This window comes from Aeromonas sp. ANP5 (genome assembly GCF_963870295.1).
In the GTDB taxonomy this organism is placed as follows: domain Bacteria; phylum Pseudomonadota; class Gammaproteobacteria; order Enterobacterales; family Aeromonadaceae; genus Aeromonas; species Aeromonas veronii.
The window spans coordinates 18,846-32,816 of the sequence record NZ_CAWMRY010000001.1 but is presented as its reverse complement, the minus strand read 5'-3'; the positions used below and the strand labels follow the sequence as shown (position 1 = coordinate 32,816).

12 protein-coding genes are annotated in these 13,971 nt (G+C 55.5%); 4 read left to right on the top strand and 8 right to left on the bottom strand.

The window, feature by feature from the left end:
• Positions 1–22 precede the first annotated feature (22 nt).
• From uppS to rpsB, 5 genes are all read right to left on the bottom strand, one after another.
• Positions 23–799, bottom strand: coding sequence for a polyprenyl diphosphate synthase (uppS, locus tag AACT07_RS00160; protein WP_005338574.1), 777 nt, complete (start codon positions 797–799; stop codon positions 23–25).
• A 72-nt stretch (positions 800–871) separates the two neighbouring features.
• Positions 872–1,429 (bottom strand): ribosome recycling factor, encoded by a 558-nt coding sequence (gene frr, locus AACT07_RS00155; protein ID WP_005338576.1) that lies wholly within the window; start codon positions 1,427–1,429, stop codon positions 872–874.
• Positions 1,430–1,530: 101 nt separating this feature from the next.
• A complete protein-coding gene (gene pyrH / locus AACT07_RS00150; protein ID WP_005338577.1) occupies positions 1,531–2,265 on the bottom strand; it encodes a UMP kinase in 735 nt (244 codons plus the stop codon).
• 71 nt (positions 2,266–2,336) lie between these two features.
• Positions 2,337–3,218: a translation elongation factor Ts gene (gene tsf / locus AACT07_RS00145; protein WP_005338578.1), complete on the bottom strand. Its 882-nt coding sequence runs from the start codon at positions 3,216–3,218 to the stop codon at positions 2,337–2,339.
• Between the two features lie 104 nt (positions 3,219–3,322).
• A complete protein-coding gene (gene rpsB, locus AACT07_RS00140) occupies positions 3,323–4,051 on the bottom strand; it encodes a 30S ribosomal protein S2 (RefSeq protein ID WP_005303470.1) in 729 nt (242 codons plus the stop codon).
• Positions 4,052–4,422: 371 nt separating this feature from the next.
• Between rpsB and map the strand changes: the two genes are divergently transcribed.
• From map to AACT07_RS00120, 4 genes are all read left to right on the top strand, one after another.
• The gene (gene map, locus AACT07_RS00135) at positions 4,423–5,211 is read left to right on the top strand and encodes a type I methionyl aminopeptidase (RefSeq protein WP_005338579.1); all 789 of its coding nucleotides are present in this window, start codon (positions 4,423–4,425) and stop codon (positions 5,209–5,211) included.
• A gap of 85 nt (positions 5,212–5,296) precedes the next feature.
• The gene (gene glnD, locus AACT07_RS00130) at positions 5,297–7,945 is read left to right on the top strand and encodes a bifunctional uridylyltransferase/uridylyl-removing protein GlnD (protein ID WP_019445217.1); all 2,649 of its coding nucleotides are present in this window, start codon (positions 5,297–5,299) and stop codon (positions 7,943–7,945) included.
• A 174-nt stretch (positions 7,946–8,119) separates the two neighbouring features.
• Entirely contained in the window at positions 8,120–8,947 is an 828-nt protein-coding gene (dapD, locus tag AACT07_RS00125) for a 2,3,4,5-tetrahydropyridine-2,6-dicarboxylate N-succinyltransferase (protein ID WP_005338581.1), read from the top strand.
• Between the two features lie 127 nt (positions 8,948–9,074).
• Positions 9,075–9,458, top strand: coding sequence for a DUF3461 family protein (locus tag AACT07_RS00120; RefSeq protein WP_005338583.1), 384 nt, complete (start codon positions 9,075–9,077; stop codon positions 9,456–9,458).
• 268 nt (positions 9,459–9,726) lie between these two features.
• Here the strand turns inward: AACT07_RS00120 and ptsG are convergent, their stop codons facing one another.
• From ptsG to AACT07_RS00105, 3 genes are all read right to left on the bottom strand, one after another.
• Positions 9,727–11,157, bottom strand: coding sequence for a PTS glucose transporter subunit IIBC (gene ptsG / locus AACT07_RS00115; protein WP_005338586.1), 1,431 nt, complete (start codon positions 11,155–11,157; stop codon positions 9,727–9,729).
• 423 nt (positions 11,158–11,580) lie between these two features.
• Positions 11,581–12,579 carry a MalM family protein gene (locus AACT07_RS00110; protein WP_069526356.1) on the bottom strand — a complete coding sequence of 333 codons (999 nt, stop codon included), beginning with the start codon at positions 12,577–12,579 and terminating at the stop codon, positions 11,581–11,583.
• Positions 12,580–12,656: 77 nt separating this feature from the next.
• Positions 12,657–13,919: a maltoporin gene (locus AACT07_RS00105; protein ID WP_042081112.1), complete on the bottom strand. Its 1,263-nt coding sequence runs from the start codon at positions 13,917–13,919 to the stop codon at positions 12,657–12,659.
• Positions 13,920–13,971: the final 52 nt, after the last annotated feature.

Genomic DNA, 13,971 nt, shown 5'->3' with positions numbered 1-13,971 from the left:
ACCTCTCTCTTGGGAGCGGGGTTTAGCCGGTCTGCTGCTCGGCGATTAATTCCCGTATCTGTTCACCCGTGCAACCGAAGCGACGCTCGCGGGCAACGAAAGAGGCGACCGCCTCACTGAACTCGGCCTCATTGAAATCGGGCCACAATACCGGGGTAAAATAGAGCTCGGCATAGGCGAGCTGCCATAACACAAAGTTGCTGATGCGATGATCGCCACCGGTGCGGATCAACAGGTCCACGGGTGGCAGATCGGCCATGCAAACCTCACGGGTCAACATGGATTCATCAATGTCGTCAGCGGCCAGTTCACCGGCCGCCACTGCTTTGGCCAGCTTGCGGGCCGCCTGGGCGATATCCCACTGGCCGCCATAGTTGGCCGCAATGTTCAGGGTCAACCCCTTGTTATTGGCGGTCAAGGCTTCCGCCTTGGCGATTTTGGCCTGCAACCGCTCACTAAAGCGAGCAGTATCGCCAATCACCTTGAGCCGGATCCCGTTGTTGTGCAGTTTCTGCACCTCACGACCCAGCACTGTGATGAACAGTTCCATCAAGGCACTGACCTCCCCTTCCGGGCGGCGCCAGTTCTCGCTGGAGAATGCAAACAGGGTCAATGCCTCGATCTTGGCACGCGCAGCAAAGGTAACGGCCTCGCGCACTGACTTGACCCCCGCCTTGTGGCCATAAACCCGCATCTTGCCGCGGTTCTGGGCCCAGCGACCGTTACCATCCATGATGATGGCGACGTGACGGGGTAAAGACGAGTTGGCACAATCACCCAACGCAGCCAAAAGCGACATGTAATTCTCCCACAAAGACAAAAGCGCCGTGCAGGGGCACTACACGGCGCTCGTAATATACCTTTCAGACGGTTAGATTTCCATTAGCTCCTTCTCCTTTACGGCAAGGGCCTCATCGACCAGCTTGATGTAGGAGTCGGTCAGTTTCTGGATCTCTTCCTGGGCGCGACGGTCGTCGTCTTCGGAGATCTCTTTGTCCTTCAGCAGCGCTTTCAGGTCGGCGTTGGCGTCACGACGGATGTTGCGCACGGCAACACGGGCATTTTCCGCTTCGGCACGGACGATCTTGGTCAGGTCACGACGGCGCTCTTCGGTCAGCGGCGGCAGTGGCACGCGCAGGGTCTGGCCATTGCTGGACGGGTTCAGGCCCAGATCGGAGGTCAGGATCGCCTTCTCTACCGCCTGGATCATGGAGCGGTCAAAAATGGAGATGGAGAGGGTGCGAGCATCTTCTGCCACGACGTTGGCCAACTGTTTCAGCGGAGTGGCAGCACCGTAATACTCAACCTGGATGCCGTCGAGCAGGCTCGGGTGAGCGCGGCCGGTACGGATCTTGGACATTTGAGTCTTGAGCGCTTCTACGCTCTTGCCCATACGGTCCTTGGCGTCGTTTTTAATCTCGTTGATCACAGTGGTTTTCCTTTTGGCGAACGAGCCGCTACACGGCCCGTGTCTATCTTATTTACTGACGTGATTGATAGGATAAGAGCGCCAGGTGGCTCACTTTTATCTTATTTACCAACGTGGTGGATCAGAGTGCCTTCCGGTTCACCCATGACAACCCGGCGCAGGGCACCCGGTTTGTTCATGTTGAACACGCGGATCGGCAGATCATGGTCACGTGCCAGGGTAAAGGCAGCAAGATCCATCACCTTGAGCTCTTTTTCAAGAACTTCATCATAACTCAGTTCATGATACAGCACGGCATCCGGATTCTTGACCGGATCTTCGTTGTATACACCATCAACCTTGGTGGCTTTGAGCACCACGTCAGCTTCGATCTCGATCCCGCGCAGGCAAGCCGCAGAATCGGTAGTGAAGAAGGGGTTGCCGGTACCGGCAGAGAAGATAACGACTTTGCCAGCACGCAGCTGGCTGATTGCCTCGGCCCAGCTGTAGGAGTCGCAGACGCCTTGCAGGGAGATGGCAGACATCAGACGGGCATTCACATAAGCACGATGCAGGGCATCACGCATGGCCAGACCGTTCATCACGGTTGCCAGCATACCCATGTGGTCGCCCACCACGCGGTTCATGCCCGCTTTGGCAAGACCGGCACCACGGAACAGGTTGCCGCCACCGATGACCAGACCGACCTGAACACCCAACTCAACCAGTTCTTTGATCTCTTGGGCCATCCGCTCCAGCACCGCCGGATCAATGCCGAAACCCTCGGATCCTTGCAGGGCTTCACCACTCAACTTCAGAAGAACACGTCTGTATGCAGGTTTGGGATTGGTACTCATGTCACTGATTCCTGGTCATATAAAGACCGCGACATAAGTCGCGGTCTGGGGAAACGGAAAAACCGGTTCGATTAGGCCTTTTGAGCGGCCGCGATTTGGGCTGCAACTTCAGCAGCGAAATCGGTCTCTTGCTTCTCGATGCCTTCGCCCACTTCGAAACGGGTGAAGGAGACAACGTCAGCGCCTTCTTTCTTCAGCAGCTCGGCAACGGTCATGGAAGGATCTTTCACGAACGGTTGACCAGTCAGGGAAACCTCACCGGTGAACTTCTTCATGCGGCCTTCAACCATCTTCTCGGCGATCTCTTTCGGCTTGCCGGAGTTGATGGCGATGTCGATCTGGATTTCGCGCTCTTTGGCAACAACTTCAGCAGACACGTCTTCAGGCTTGACGAATTGCGGGCTGTTGGCAGCAACGTGCATGGCCAGATCTTTGGCCAGCTCGGCAGAACCACCGGTCAGCTTGGTGATAACACCAATGCGGGAACCGTGAACGTAGGTACCCAGGTTGTCACCTTCAACCAGCATCACGCGACGCAGGTTCATGTTCTCACCGATCTTGGCGATCAGGTTGGTGATGGTCAGCTCGACGGATTCGCCGTTACCGAAGTCAGCGGCTTTCAGCGCGTCAACGTCAGCAATTTTCTGGGTCGCAGCGATGTCAGCGATCTTCTGGCCCATTGCCATGAAGCTGGCATCTTTGGCGACGAAGTCGGTTTCGCTGTTCAGCTCGATCATGACGGCAACGTTGCCTTCGGTGCGAGCAAAGATAACGCCTTCAGCGGCAATACGGCCAGCTTTCTTGGCGGCTTTGGCCTGACCGGATTTGCGCATGTTCTCAATTGCCAGCTCGATATCACCAGCAGCTTCTTCCAGTGCTTTTTTGCAATCCATCATGCCAGCGGCAGTGCGCTCGCGCAGTTCTTTTACCAGGGCGGCAGTAACGTTAGCCATGTCCAGTATCCTCGGTCTTGAATTGACAAGAAACAGGGGCCACAAGGGCCCCTGCTAACCAATTACATCAGCTTGGTTAATAAGGGCTTTACAGTCCTTATCAATTACTCAGCTTCAACGAAGCCATCTTGTTCGGCTTGAACAACGATGTCCTGAGCGCGAGCTTCCAGTACGGTGTCAGCAGCAGCATTCAGGTACAGCTGTACGGCACGGATAGCGTCGTCGTTACCCGGGATGACATAGTCAACGCCGTCCGGGTTGGAGTTGGTATCAACGATGGAAACTACCGGGATACCCAGGTTATTGGCTTCTTTGATAGCGATATGCTCGTGGTCGGCATCGACAACGAACAGAACGTCAGGCAGGCCGCCCATGTTCTTGATACCACCCAGGCTCTTCTCCAGCTTTTCCATTTCGCGAGTACGCATCAGCGCCTCTTTCTTGGTCAGCTTGTCGAAGGTACCGTCCTGGCTCTGGGTTTCCAGATCTTTCAGGCGCTTGATAGACTGACGAACGGTTTTCCAGTTGGTCAGCATACCGCCCAGCCAGCGGTGGTTTACATAGAACTGGTCGCAACGCTCAGCGGCTTCTTTTACGGCTTCAGACGCGGCACGCTTGGTACCAACGAACAGTACCTTGCCTTTCTTGGCAGCTACGGAGCTGATGAAGTTCATGGCATCGTCAAACATCGGAACGGTTTTTTCCAGGTTGATGATGTGAACTTTGCTGCGGGCACCGAAGATGTAGGATTTCATTTTCGGGTTCCAGTAACGAGTCTGGTGACCGAAGTGAACGCCGGCTTGCAGCATGTCGCGCATAGAAACTTTAGCCATTTTATACCTCTGTATTGGGGTTAGGCCTCCACACATCCCATATAACCGACCCGTTAAGGCACCCCGGCATATGTGTCGATGTGTGTGTGTTGTTTAAGTAAGGGTGATGAAATCGGGACGCAAGTTCCCCATTCCGGCGCGCTTTATACCATAACTTTGTTCAGGACACCACCGGCCGACACCCTAAACAGGTGTAAATATGGATCCCGCCAGAGGATGCTGCGACGCCGATTTGACGTTGTGATGACAATCACACTGGAAGTACGCGGGGGTTGCGGATAAAATTTTGCCCTGATTGCAAACGCATCTATTTTTCATTACCTGTCCTGTCTGCCCTCGCAGGCCCAGCGGCAGGCCGCAAGAGAGATCCCATGTCCATTAAAATCAAGACACCGGAAGAGATTGAAAAGATGCGCGTTGCCGGCCAATTGGCCGCCGATGTGCTGGTCATGATTGCGCCCCATGTCAAAGCTGGCGTCACCACTGACGAACTGAACACCCTCTGCCACGACTATATTGTCGACGTACAACAGGCGGTTCCAGCTCCGCTCAACTACCACGGCTTTCCCAAATCCATCTGTACCTCGGTTAACGATGTGATCTGCCACGGTATCCCGAACCACAAGAAGCTGCGCGATGGCGACATCATCAACCTGGATATCACCGTCATCAAGGATGGTTACCACGGCGATACCTCGGCCATGTTCATCGTGGGTGAAACCACCCCGCTGCGCCGCCAGCTCTGCAAGGTTGCGCAAGAGAGCCTCTATGCCGCCATCAAGAAGGTGCGCCCGGGTGCCTGCATTACCGAGATTGGCGCAGTGATCCAACCCATCGTCGAGAAGGCCGGCTTCTCCGTGGTGCGTGACTACTGCGGTCACGGTATCGGTGCCGAGTTCCACGAAGAGCCACAGATCCTCCACTACCGCAACAGCGGCAAGCTGGAGCTGAAAGCGGGCATGTGTTTCACCATAGAGCCGATGGTCAACAGCAAGAAGTATCACTGCAAGGTCAATCCGAAGGATGGCTGGACCGTGACTACCAAGGATGGCGGCGACTCCGCCCAGTGGGAACACACCCTGCTGGTGACCGAGGATGGCTGCGAGGTGCTCACCCTGCGCCCCGATGACACTATCGACCGCTTCATCAAACACAGCTAACATCGAACCCCGGCCCTGAACTTCCAAAGCGCCGGGGTTTTTACTTCTGTTTCAGCCATTTGCCTGCCACTGTGTGTGAGATGCCATGGACGCCAGCCTGCTTTCCCCCCATTTGTTACCCGATGATCAGCTCACTCGCGACAACTGCAAAGAGTACCTGAGCCGCTTTCTCGGCTGGCTGCACGCCCGTTTTGATGCCGGCGACAACATCATCGAGCTGGTCGCCACCCGCTCCGAGTACATGGATCAGTTGCTCTGCCGGTTGTGGCAGAAGTTCGGCTTTGACAAGAGCGATCTGACCCTGATCGCTGTGGGGGGGTATGGTCGCGGCGAGCTGCACCCACACTCCGATATCGACCTGCTGATCCTCTATGACGGCGACGAACTGGACGAGGTGTTGGGACTGCGCATCGGCGAGTTCATCACCTTGCTGTGGGACCTCAAGCTTGAGGTGGGTCAGGCGGTGCGCAACGTGGCGGAGTGCCTTGAGCAGGGGCGCGCCGATATTACGGTCGCCACCAACCTCATCGAGGCCCGCTACATCACAGGTCGCCAGGAGGGCTTCCGGCAACTGAAAGAGGCCACCGGCCCCCAGCACTTCTGGCCGAGCGAAGCCTTCTTTCGCGCCAAACGGCAAGAGCAGGCGGAGCGCCATCAGCAGTTTCTCGGTACCGCCTACAAGCTGGAGCCCGATCTCAAGAGCAATCCGGGTGGCCTGCGGGATATTCAAACTCTCGCCTGGGTCGCCCGCCGCCACTTTGGCGCCACCACCTTGTTCGAGATGACCAGCCACGGCTTTCTCAATCGCGCCGAGTACCGCGAGCTGCTCGACTGCCAGAATTTTCTCTGGAAGGTGCGCTTCGCCCTGCACATGGCCATAAACAAGGGAGATAACCGCCTGCTGTTCGATCGCCAGCGCACCGTGGCCCAGATGTTGGGGTTCGAGGGGGAAGGTAACACTCCGGTCGAACAGATGATGAAACGCTTCTACCAGACGGTACGGCGGGTCTCCGAGCTCAACGAGATGCTGCTGCAGCTGTTTGACGAAGCCATCCTCGGCAACACCGCCATGGATGTGCGCCGCCTCTCCGACGAGTTCCAGCTCCGTGGCCGCCTCATCGATGCGGTGGATGCGGAGTTGTTTAGCCGTGAACCGGCCGCCATCCTGCGCCTCTTCTATCAGATGGCCCAGCATCCCGAGATTGCGGGTATCCACTCGGCCACCTTGCGCCAACTGCGCGAGGCGCGCCGCAAACTCAACTGCTGGTTGCAGGACTTGCCTGACTGCCGTCGCCTCTTTATGGCGCTGCTGCGCCACCCCAACGGCATCGGCCTGCCGCTCACCCTGATGCACAAGTACGGCATTCTGGCGGCCTATCTGCCGCAATGGAACCTGATCGTCGGCCAGATGCAGTTCGACATGTTCCACGCCTACACGGTAGATGAGCACACCCACCGGCTGCTCAAGAACATTCACCAGTTCCCCAATCCGGCCAGTCGCCAAAGCCACCCGCTCTGCCACGAGGTCTTCACCCGGCTGCGCAAACCTGAGCTGCTCAGCATCGCCGCCCTGTTCCACGACATCGCCAAGGGGCGGCGCGGCGATCACTCGGAACTTGGCGCCGTCGATGCGCTGGAGTTCTGCCAGCTGCACGGACTCGATCGCTACGAGAGCCGACTAGTCGCCTGGCTGGTGCGCCATCACCTGCTGATGTCGGTTACCGCCCAGCGCCGCGATATCTACGATCCCGACGTGGTCACCGACTTTGCCCAGAAGGTGCGCGACGAGCAGCATCTCGACCTGCTCTACTGCCTTACCGTGGCCGATATCTGCGCCACCAACGATACCCTGTGGAACGACTGGAAGGGCACCCTGCTGCGGGAGCTCTACTTCGCGACCCAGAAGGCGCTGCGCCAGGGGCTGGAGAACCCGCCCGACATGCGGCTGCGCATTCGCGAAAACCAGCGTCAGGCCAAGCAGCTGCTGGCGCAACGGGATGTATCGGAAGAAGCGATCAACCAGCTCTGGGCCGATTTCAAGGCAGACTACTTCCTGCGCCACAGCCCGGAGCAGATCGCCTGGCACTGCCGCCACATCATCGAGCATGGCGACAATCCGGCACCGCTGGTGATCATCGGAAAACACCCTACCCGAGGCGGCAGCGAGGTATTTATCTACTGCCGCGATACCCCGAATCTGTTTGCCACCGTCGCCTCGGCGCTGGATCAGAAGAACCTCAACATCCACGACGCCCAGATCATGAACTCGCGCAGCAACTATGTGCTCGATACCTTCGTGGTACTGGAGCCAAGCGGCGAACCCATCAGCCCCAACCGCACAGCCACCATCAAGAAGGCGCTGGAGAAGGCGCTGCAGGAGCCGGGCAAGCTGGTACTGCGCAACAAGCCGTTGTCACGGCGCCACCGCCAGTTCAGCGTGCCGACCCGGGTGGTCTTCCTGCCCCGCTCTTCGCCCACTAAAGGGGAAAGCCGTCACACCCTGATGGAGCTGACTGCCCTCGATACCCCCGGCCTGCTGGCCCGGATCGGTGCCGTTTTCCAGCAGTGCGGGCTGTCGCTGCACGCCGCCAAAATCGCCACTTTCGGTGAGAGGGTCGAGGACTTTTTCAGCCTGACCAGCCTCGATGGAGAACCATTGACCGCCGAGCAGCAAAAACAGCTCGAAGAGCGACTGGTACACCAACTCAATCCCCAACAGTCGGTACTGGATTAAGCGAAGAGTGATTCGAAAGAGGCTTATTGTCGGGCGTTTTTTGCCATGCCAAACAACTGGTTGGCGCACACCGGATGAAGAAATGGTCGCTGGCCGGAAGAATTCCGGTCAACCCCTTAAAAACAGTCGGAAAAGTGTGATACAACAAACAGAATTTTTTAAAGGAAACCTGTCATGACCGAGTTGCAACAGATCATTGAAGCGGCCTTCGAGCGCCGCGACACCATTACTCCGGGCTCCGTGGATAGCGCCACCAAGTCCGCCATCCTGCAAGCCATCGACCTGCTGGACTCTGGCAAGGCACGGGTTGCCGAGAAGATTGCCGGTGAGTGGGTTGTCCATCAGTGGTTGAAGAAAGCGGTACTGCTCTACTTCCGCATCAACGACAACGGCATCATCAAGGGCGACGATGCCCAGTACTACGACAAGGTTCCCCTCAAGTTCTCCAACTACACCGCCGAGCAGTTCAAGGAAGCGGGTGTGCGCGTGGTGCCGCCGGCAACAGCCCGCAAAGGCTCCTTTATCGCCCCCAATACCGTGCTGATGCCCTCCTACGTCAACATCGGCGCCTTCGTTGACGAAGGTACCATGGTCGATACCTGGGCCACTGTCGGCTCTTGCGCCCAGATCGGTAAGAACGTTCACCTCTCCGGCGGCGTCGGCATCGGCGGCGTACTGGAACCGCTGCAGGCCAACCCGACCATCATCGAAGACAACTGCTTTATCGGTGCCCGCTCCGAAGTGGTTGAAGGGGTCATCGTCGAGGAAGGTTCCGTCATCTCCATGGGCGTCTTCATCGGCCAGTCCACCCGCATCTATGACCGCGAAACCGGCGAGATCCACTACGGCCGCGTACCGGCTGGCTCCGTGGTCGTCTCCGGCTCCCTGCCCTCCAAGTGCGGCAAGTACAGCCTCTACGCGGCGGTGATCGTCAAGAAGGTGGATGCCAAGACCCGCGCCAAAGTCGGCATCAACGCTCTGCTGCGCTCCATCGACGAGTAATCAGCATTGCTGTGATGAAAAGGGCGCCTTATGGCGCCCTTTTGATTTTGGCGCCCCTGTCACAGGCAAGCCATGAGGCATCGGTTAAGATGGATGGGACAGGATCGTTTCAAACCGAGGAAGCCTGATGTACGAGAATCTGAAGAGCCTGGGGATCCAGGATCCCGCCTCCGTCGACAGCTATACCCTGCGCCAGGAGGCCAACCACGACATCCTCAAGATCTACTTCAAGAAGCAGAAGGGCGAGTTCTTCGCCAAGAGTGTCAAATTCAAGTATCCCCGCCAGCGCAAGACCATGCTGGTCGACTCGGGTACCCATGAGTACAAGGATGTCACCGAGATCAACGCCAACCTCAAGTATGTGGTGGATGAGCTGGACAACCTGACCCAGGGCGTTCATCAGCAGGCCGACCCGGACATCAAGCAGAAGATCCTGCGCGACCTGCGCCATCTGGAAAAAGTGGTGCAGAACAAGATCAGCGAAATCGAGCGGGATCTGGAGAAACTCTAATCCCCCCGACTCGACAAAAGAGCGCCCAGGTGGCGCTCTTTTTATTGGCTGACTTTATATGGGTTTATCTGGTGATGACGTGCGATAAGGCGCCGCGAGGCACACCAGCAGTTGTGCCGACAGAGGGCATCCCGTTACATATCGCCCCTTGGGCAACGAGACTCCTGCCGAGATCGATCTACAGCGACTCGCACGCTCCATAACCACAAATAGCAAGAGGGAAGCTTTCGCCTCCCTCTTAAAACACGCTGATATTCAGGCAACAGAATTAGTTGCTCTTCATCCAGATGTCCATGTCGGTTTTCAGGTTGTCGGACTTGGTACCGAAGATGGCTTGAACGCCGGAACCAGCCACTACCACACCGGCAGCACCCAGTTTCTTCAGACCAGCCTGGTCAACTTTGGCAACATCTTTCACGCCAACACGCAGACGGGTGATGCAGGCATCCAGAGAAGCGATGTTCTCTTTACCACCGAAGGCGGCAACCAGAGCAGCTGACATCTCGTCTTTGCCTTGGCCAACAGCCTCTTCAGCAGTCTCGTCTTCACGACCCGGGGTTTTCAGGTTCATGGCACGGATAACGAAGCTGAATACGACGTAGTAGATAGCCGCGTAAACCAGACCCAGACCAACCAGCAGCAGCATGTTGTCGGCACGCGGTGATTGCACCACGAAGTCGATGAAGCCGTTGGAGAAGGTGTGACCGTGTACGATACCCAGAGAGTTGGTCAGCACATAAGCCAGACCAGCCAGTACTGCGTGGATGGCGTACAGAACCGGAGCGATGAACAGGAAGGAGAATTCAATCGGCTCGGTGATACCGGTCAGGAAAGAGGTCAGGGCAGCAGAGGCCATGATACCAACGATCTTGGCGCGGTTTTCCGGCTTGGCAGCGTGAGCAATGGCGAACGCAGCAGCAGGCAGACCGAACATTTTGAACAGGTAGCCACCAGCCAGCTGACCGAAGCCGTTACCGGCAGCGCGGGACGCGTCATCAGCAGTCAGGAAGCAGGTCATGATACCGTGAACAGTTTCACCGGCACCGTTGACGCAGGTACCCGCCTGATAGAAGAACGGTACGTTCCAGATGTGGTGCAGACCGAACGGGATCAGGGAGCGCTCAACCACGCCGTAGATACCGAAGGCCAGTACCGGGTTCTGGTTGGCAGCCCAGTCAGAGAAGGCACCGATGGCGCCACCCACTGGCGGCCAAATCACGGACAGGATCACACCCAGACCGATGGAGAGGAAACCGGTGATGATGGGTACGGCACGTTTGCCCGCGAAGAAGCCCAGGTACTCTGGCAGCTGGATCTTGTAGAAACGGTTGAACGCCCAGGCAGCGATACCACCGGCCAGGATACCACCCAGCACGCCGGTTTCGATGGTTTCAACACCCATCACAGGTGCCATGACCTTCAGGGTTGCGACCATGATGCCGTAGCCAACGATGGCTGACAGACCGGATACACCGTCGTTATTGGTAAAGCCCAGAGCAACACCCACTGCGAACAGCAGGGCCATCTGGCCAAATACGGAACCACCGGCTTGCTCCATCAATTGGGAGACAATTTCCGGCATCCAGCTGAAGTGGGCAGCCCCCACCCCCAGCAGAATACCTGCGACTGGCAAGACTGATACTGGCAGCATCAGCGCCTTACCAACCTTTTGCAGATTAGAGAAAGCATTTTTGAACATTGTGTGCGCTCCTGAATGGATTGTCGTCCCTGAACGATCTATCTGGATGAAATAAGCACTGATTCATTCAGATATCTTCGAGTCGGGCTTGTTTATTTTGACCATCAGAATATAACCCAGCGGGTCATAAATTGCTGCTTTCGAAGGCGGGGGAATATTGAATTTGGAGGGAAGATCACAACTTGTTTAGCGGCTAAAAAACGCATCTAATATAAGTTAATAATCCGCATGATTACTCTATTACAAAGACATATAAATAGCAGTTTCACTTTGTATTTTAATAATGCCGCTCACATCAAACGGCAACTCATTGTAACTAAATGTAACGGCGTGATTTTTATTTATTACAGTCTACCGATTAAAAAGGCCTCCAACAAGGGAGGCCTCAATAAATATATCTGACCAGTAAATAGTCGTATTACTCTATTTTTGCGAGCGCTTGACCGCATCAATAAACACGCTTTTTGCCTTGGTTGAACCAGCCCGCTCGGCCTCGTTCACCAGCTTCATCGCCTTGTCGATATCCCCCGCCTTGACAGCTTTTTCGATCTGGCCCTGATAGAAGGTTTCAGTTTCACTCAGCATGGCAGGAGCAGGTTTGGCTGCGGTTGCCCCAGCCACTGCAGTTGCTGTTGCAGCGGTAGCGACCGGCACAACCAACTTGTTAGGTGTCGCATCCACGATCGGTGTATTGGCATCGATCGCCTCCTGGTAAACCGGCTTGTAGAAGTTATCGCCCAGTGCACTGGCACTCATATCTTCCACATCAATCTTGACCACACCCCATGCAGAGTGCGGGATCAACGGATCCTTAGCACCATAATCCTGCACGCTCAAGGACTTGGCCATCATCTTGGAAGGACTCATGGCTTGGGTGGTCTGGCTCAAGGTAGCCTGAGTGGTGTAAATCACCATATAGGTTTCATTGTTCGGATTGCCGACATAGGAACGGTCGATGGTAAAGACGCCTTCAACCCGATCGCCATCCAACATACGCGCTGGTTTGTAGGTAATGATGTCGGCACCAATGGTGCGGGTCGGCTTGAACTGGGAATCCAGCAGCAACACAGTGGGGTTAAACAATGTCTTGTCAATCAGCCCAGCAACTGTGATCTTGAGATCACCGGAATTGGTCGGCAATTTGAAGGCGGCGTAATAGCTCTTGCCTTCCGGGAAGTTGAATGCCGGAGAGCTGCCATCAATAGCAACCACTCTTTTCTGCTCAGCAGCCAACGGCTGATACTGCAACTCGTTGATACTAGTGCAACATACGGTGGCTGAGCCGAGCTGCTGAAGTGCGCTGGCACGGCTATCGAGGATGCTCTTGTACTCCTGAGTCGGAGCCACCGTTGCCTCAAGCGACGCACATGCCGTCATCAGAGTGGAACACAAAATCGTCAACGCTACCTTGCTATATTTCATCTGCATACCCTACACGCCATCTTGAAAAAAAGAGCCCCCGACAAGCGGGGGCGACTTGAAATCAGGTGATGGAGAGATTACCACCAAGCTTCGGCTTGTACACCGAAGTTCCAAGCATCGTCTTGGTTAACTCCGTTGCTATCTGCACGGAAAGCCCCATCTTGCTGTACATAAGAGGCGAAAACACGGATTTCAGGACGAGCCCAGAAGCCGGAACCAGCAGACCAAGCCTGAGCCAAAGTATACTTGGTGCCATCAGTGGAGGACTCTACCCCACCTTTCTTGGTCTGGTTATCCTTGAAGTAACCCACCTCTGCGATGGTCTTCATTACATCATTCCATTTGTACATCGGGCGAACTACTGCAGAGAAAGTATCTTTATCGTCATACTGAGTGCCCCACTCAGTAAAGTCTTTGGCCTGTGCATAAATCAACTGATGGCCAAATTCAACCTTGTCACCAACTGGCAATACACCCCAGTTGATAAGACGGAAGCCATCACCACTGCTGGAGTTAGACTGCAGACCACTCCCTGAACCGGCACCATAGCTAACACCTTGAGCAGCCAGACCATCCATAAAGTACTGAACTACAGTCTTGTTGAAACCACCCAACATGGACTGGGTCAGCTCGGCGGTCAGCATGTGTCCATCGTTGATATTAGGATTCTGCTTGTCTTGCAAATCAGTCGGGTTGGCCATGGCAAAGTCATAACCAACTTCAAGAGATGCATCAGTCCACAATGGGATACCGGCATAACGGATATCAAATACGTTGGTATCCATTGTCTTTGCTGATGGATCACCAGTAATTGCATCCCATGGGTCGTTACGCAGTACAGCAACAGAGAGCTTGCCAGGACCAACCTCAATATTTTCTACACCAGCACCGGCACCGGAAACATCCCAGTAGTAGGTATCGGAGATATGGATGTCATGACGTTGGTAGTAACGCTTACCCGCCCACAGGGTTTCGTTCCCACCAAACAGGTTTTTAGCCTGCACATTGAACTGGCGAAGAGCAAAGTCTGCATCTTTTCCATCAACACTCTCCCAGTCACGCTTCTGGTTTGAGGTCATGGCAAACATGGAGTCGACATAGAAAGTCTGGTTGTTCTTGTTGTAAACCTCTTGGCCCAGCTGAACTTCACCATAAGTGTCATTTTCTTGACCAAGACGACCCAAGCGGTTTTTACCCGCAGTCCCCAAACTTTGCATATCGCCGTTATCGGAAACACCGACACCGGAACGGAAGTAACCGTGGAAATCTACGGCAAAGGCGGCTTGGGAAGCCAGGGCGGCAGTAACAGCTGCTGCAATCGGGAGCCACTTCATTTTCATTGTCATATTCCTTATTTCCCGCAGTGAGGAGTGTGATCCTGAATATTCAACT

What these genes read in the sequence shown, in the direction of transcription:
- uppS (WP_005338574.1), bottom strand. Translation starts at nt 799, where the DNA reads ATGTCGCTTTTGGCTGCGTTGGGTGATTGTGCCAACTCGTCTTTACCC.
- pyrH (WP_005338577.1), bottom strand. Translation starts at nt 2,265, where the DNA reads ATGAGTACCAATCCCAAACCTGCATACAGACGTGTTCTTCTGAAGTTG.
- tsf (WP_005338578.1), bottom strand. Translation starts at nt 3,218, where the DNA reads ATGGCTAACGTTACTGCCGCCCTGGTAAAAGAACTGCGCGAGCGCACT.
- rpsB (WP_005303470.1), bottom strand. Translation starts at nt 4,051, where the DNA reads ATGGCTAAAGTTTCTATGCGCGACATGCTGCAAGCCGGCGTTCACTTC.
- map (WP_005338579.1), top strand. Translation starts at nt 4,423, where the DNA reads ATGTCCATTAAAATCAAGACACCGGAAGAGATTGAAAAGATGCGCGTT.
- glnD (WP_019445217.1), top strand. Translation starts at nt 5,297, where the DNA reads ATGGACGCCAGCCTGCTTTCCCCCCATTTGTTACCCGATGATCAGCTC.
- dapD (WP_005338581.1), top strand. Translation starts at nt 8,120, where the DNA reads ATGACCGAGTTGCAACAGATCATTGAAGCGGCCTTCGAGCGCCGCGAC.
- AACT07_RS00120 (WP_005338583.1), top strand. Translation starts at nt 9,075, where the DNA reads ATGTACGAGAATCTGAAGAGCCTGGGGATCCAGGATCCCGCCTCCGTC.
- ptsG (WP_005338586.1), bottom strand. Translation starts at nt 11,157, where the DNA reads ATGTTCAAAAATGCTTTCTCTAATCTGCAAAAGGTTGGTAAGGCGCTG.
- AACT07_RS00110 (WP_069526356.1), bottom strand. Translation starts at nt 12,579, where the DNA reads ATGAAATATAGCAAGGTAGCGTTGACGATTTTGTGTTCCACTCTGATG.
- AACT07_RS00105 (WP_042081112.1), bottom strand. Translation starts at nt 13,919, where the DNA reads ATGAAAATGAAGTGGCTCCCGATTGCAGCAGCTGTTACTGCCGCCCTG.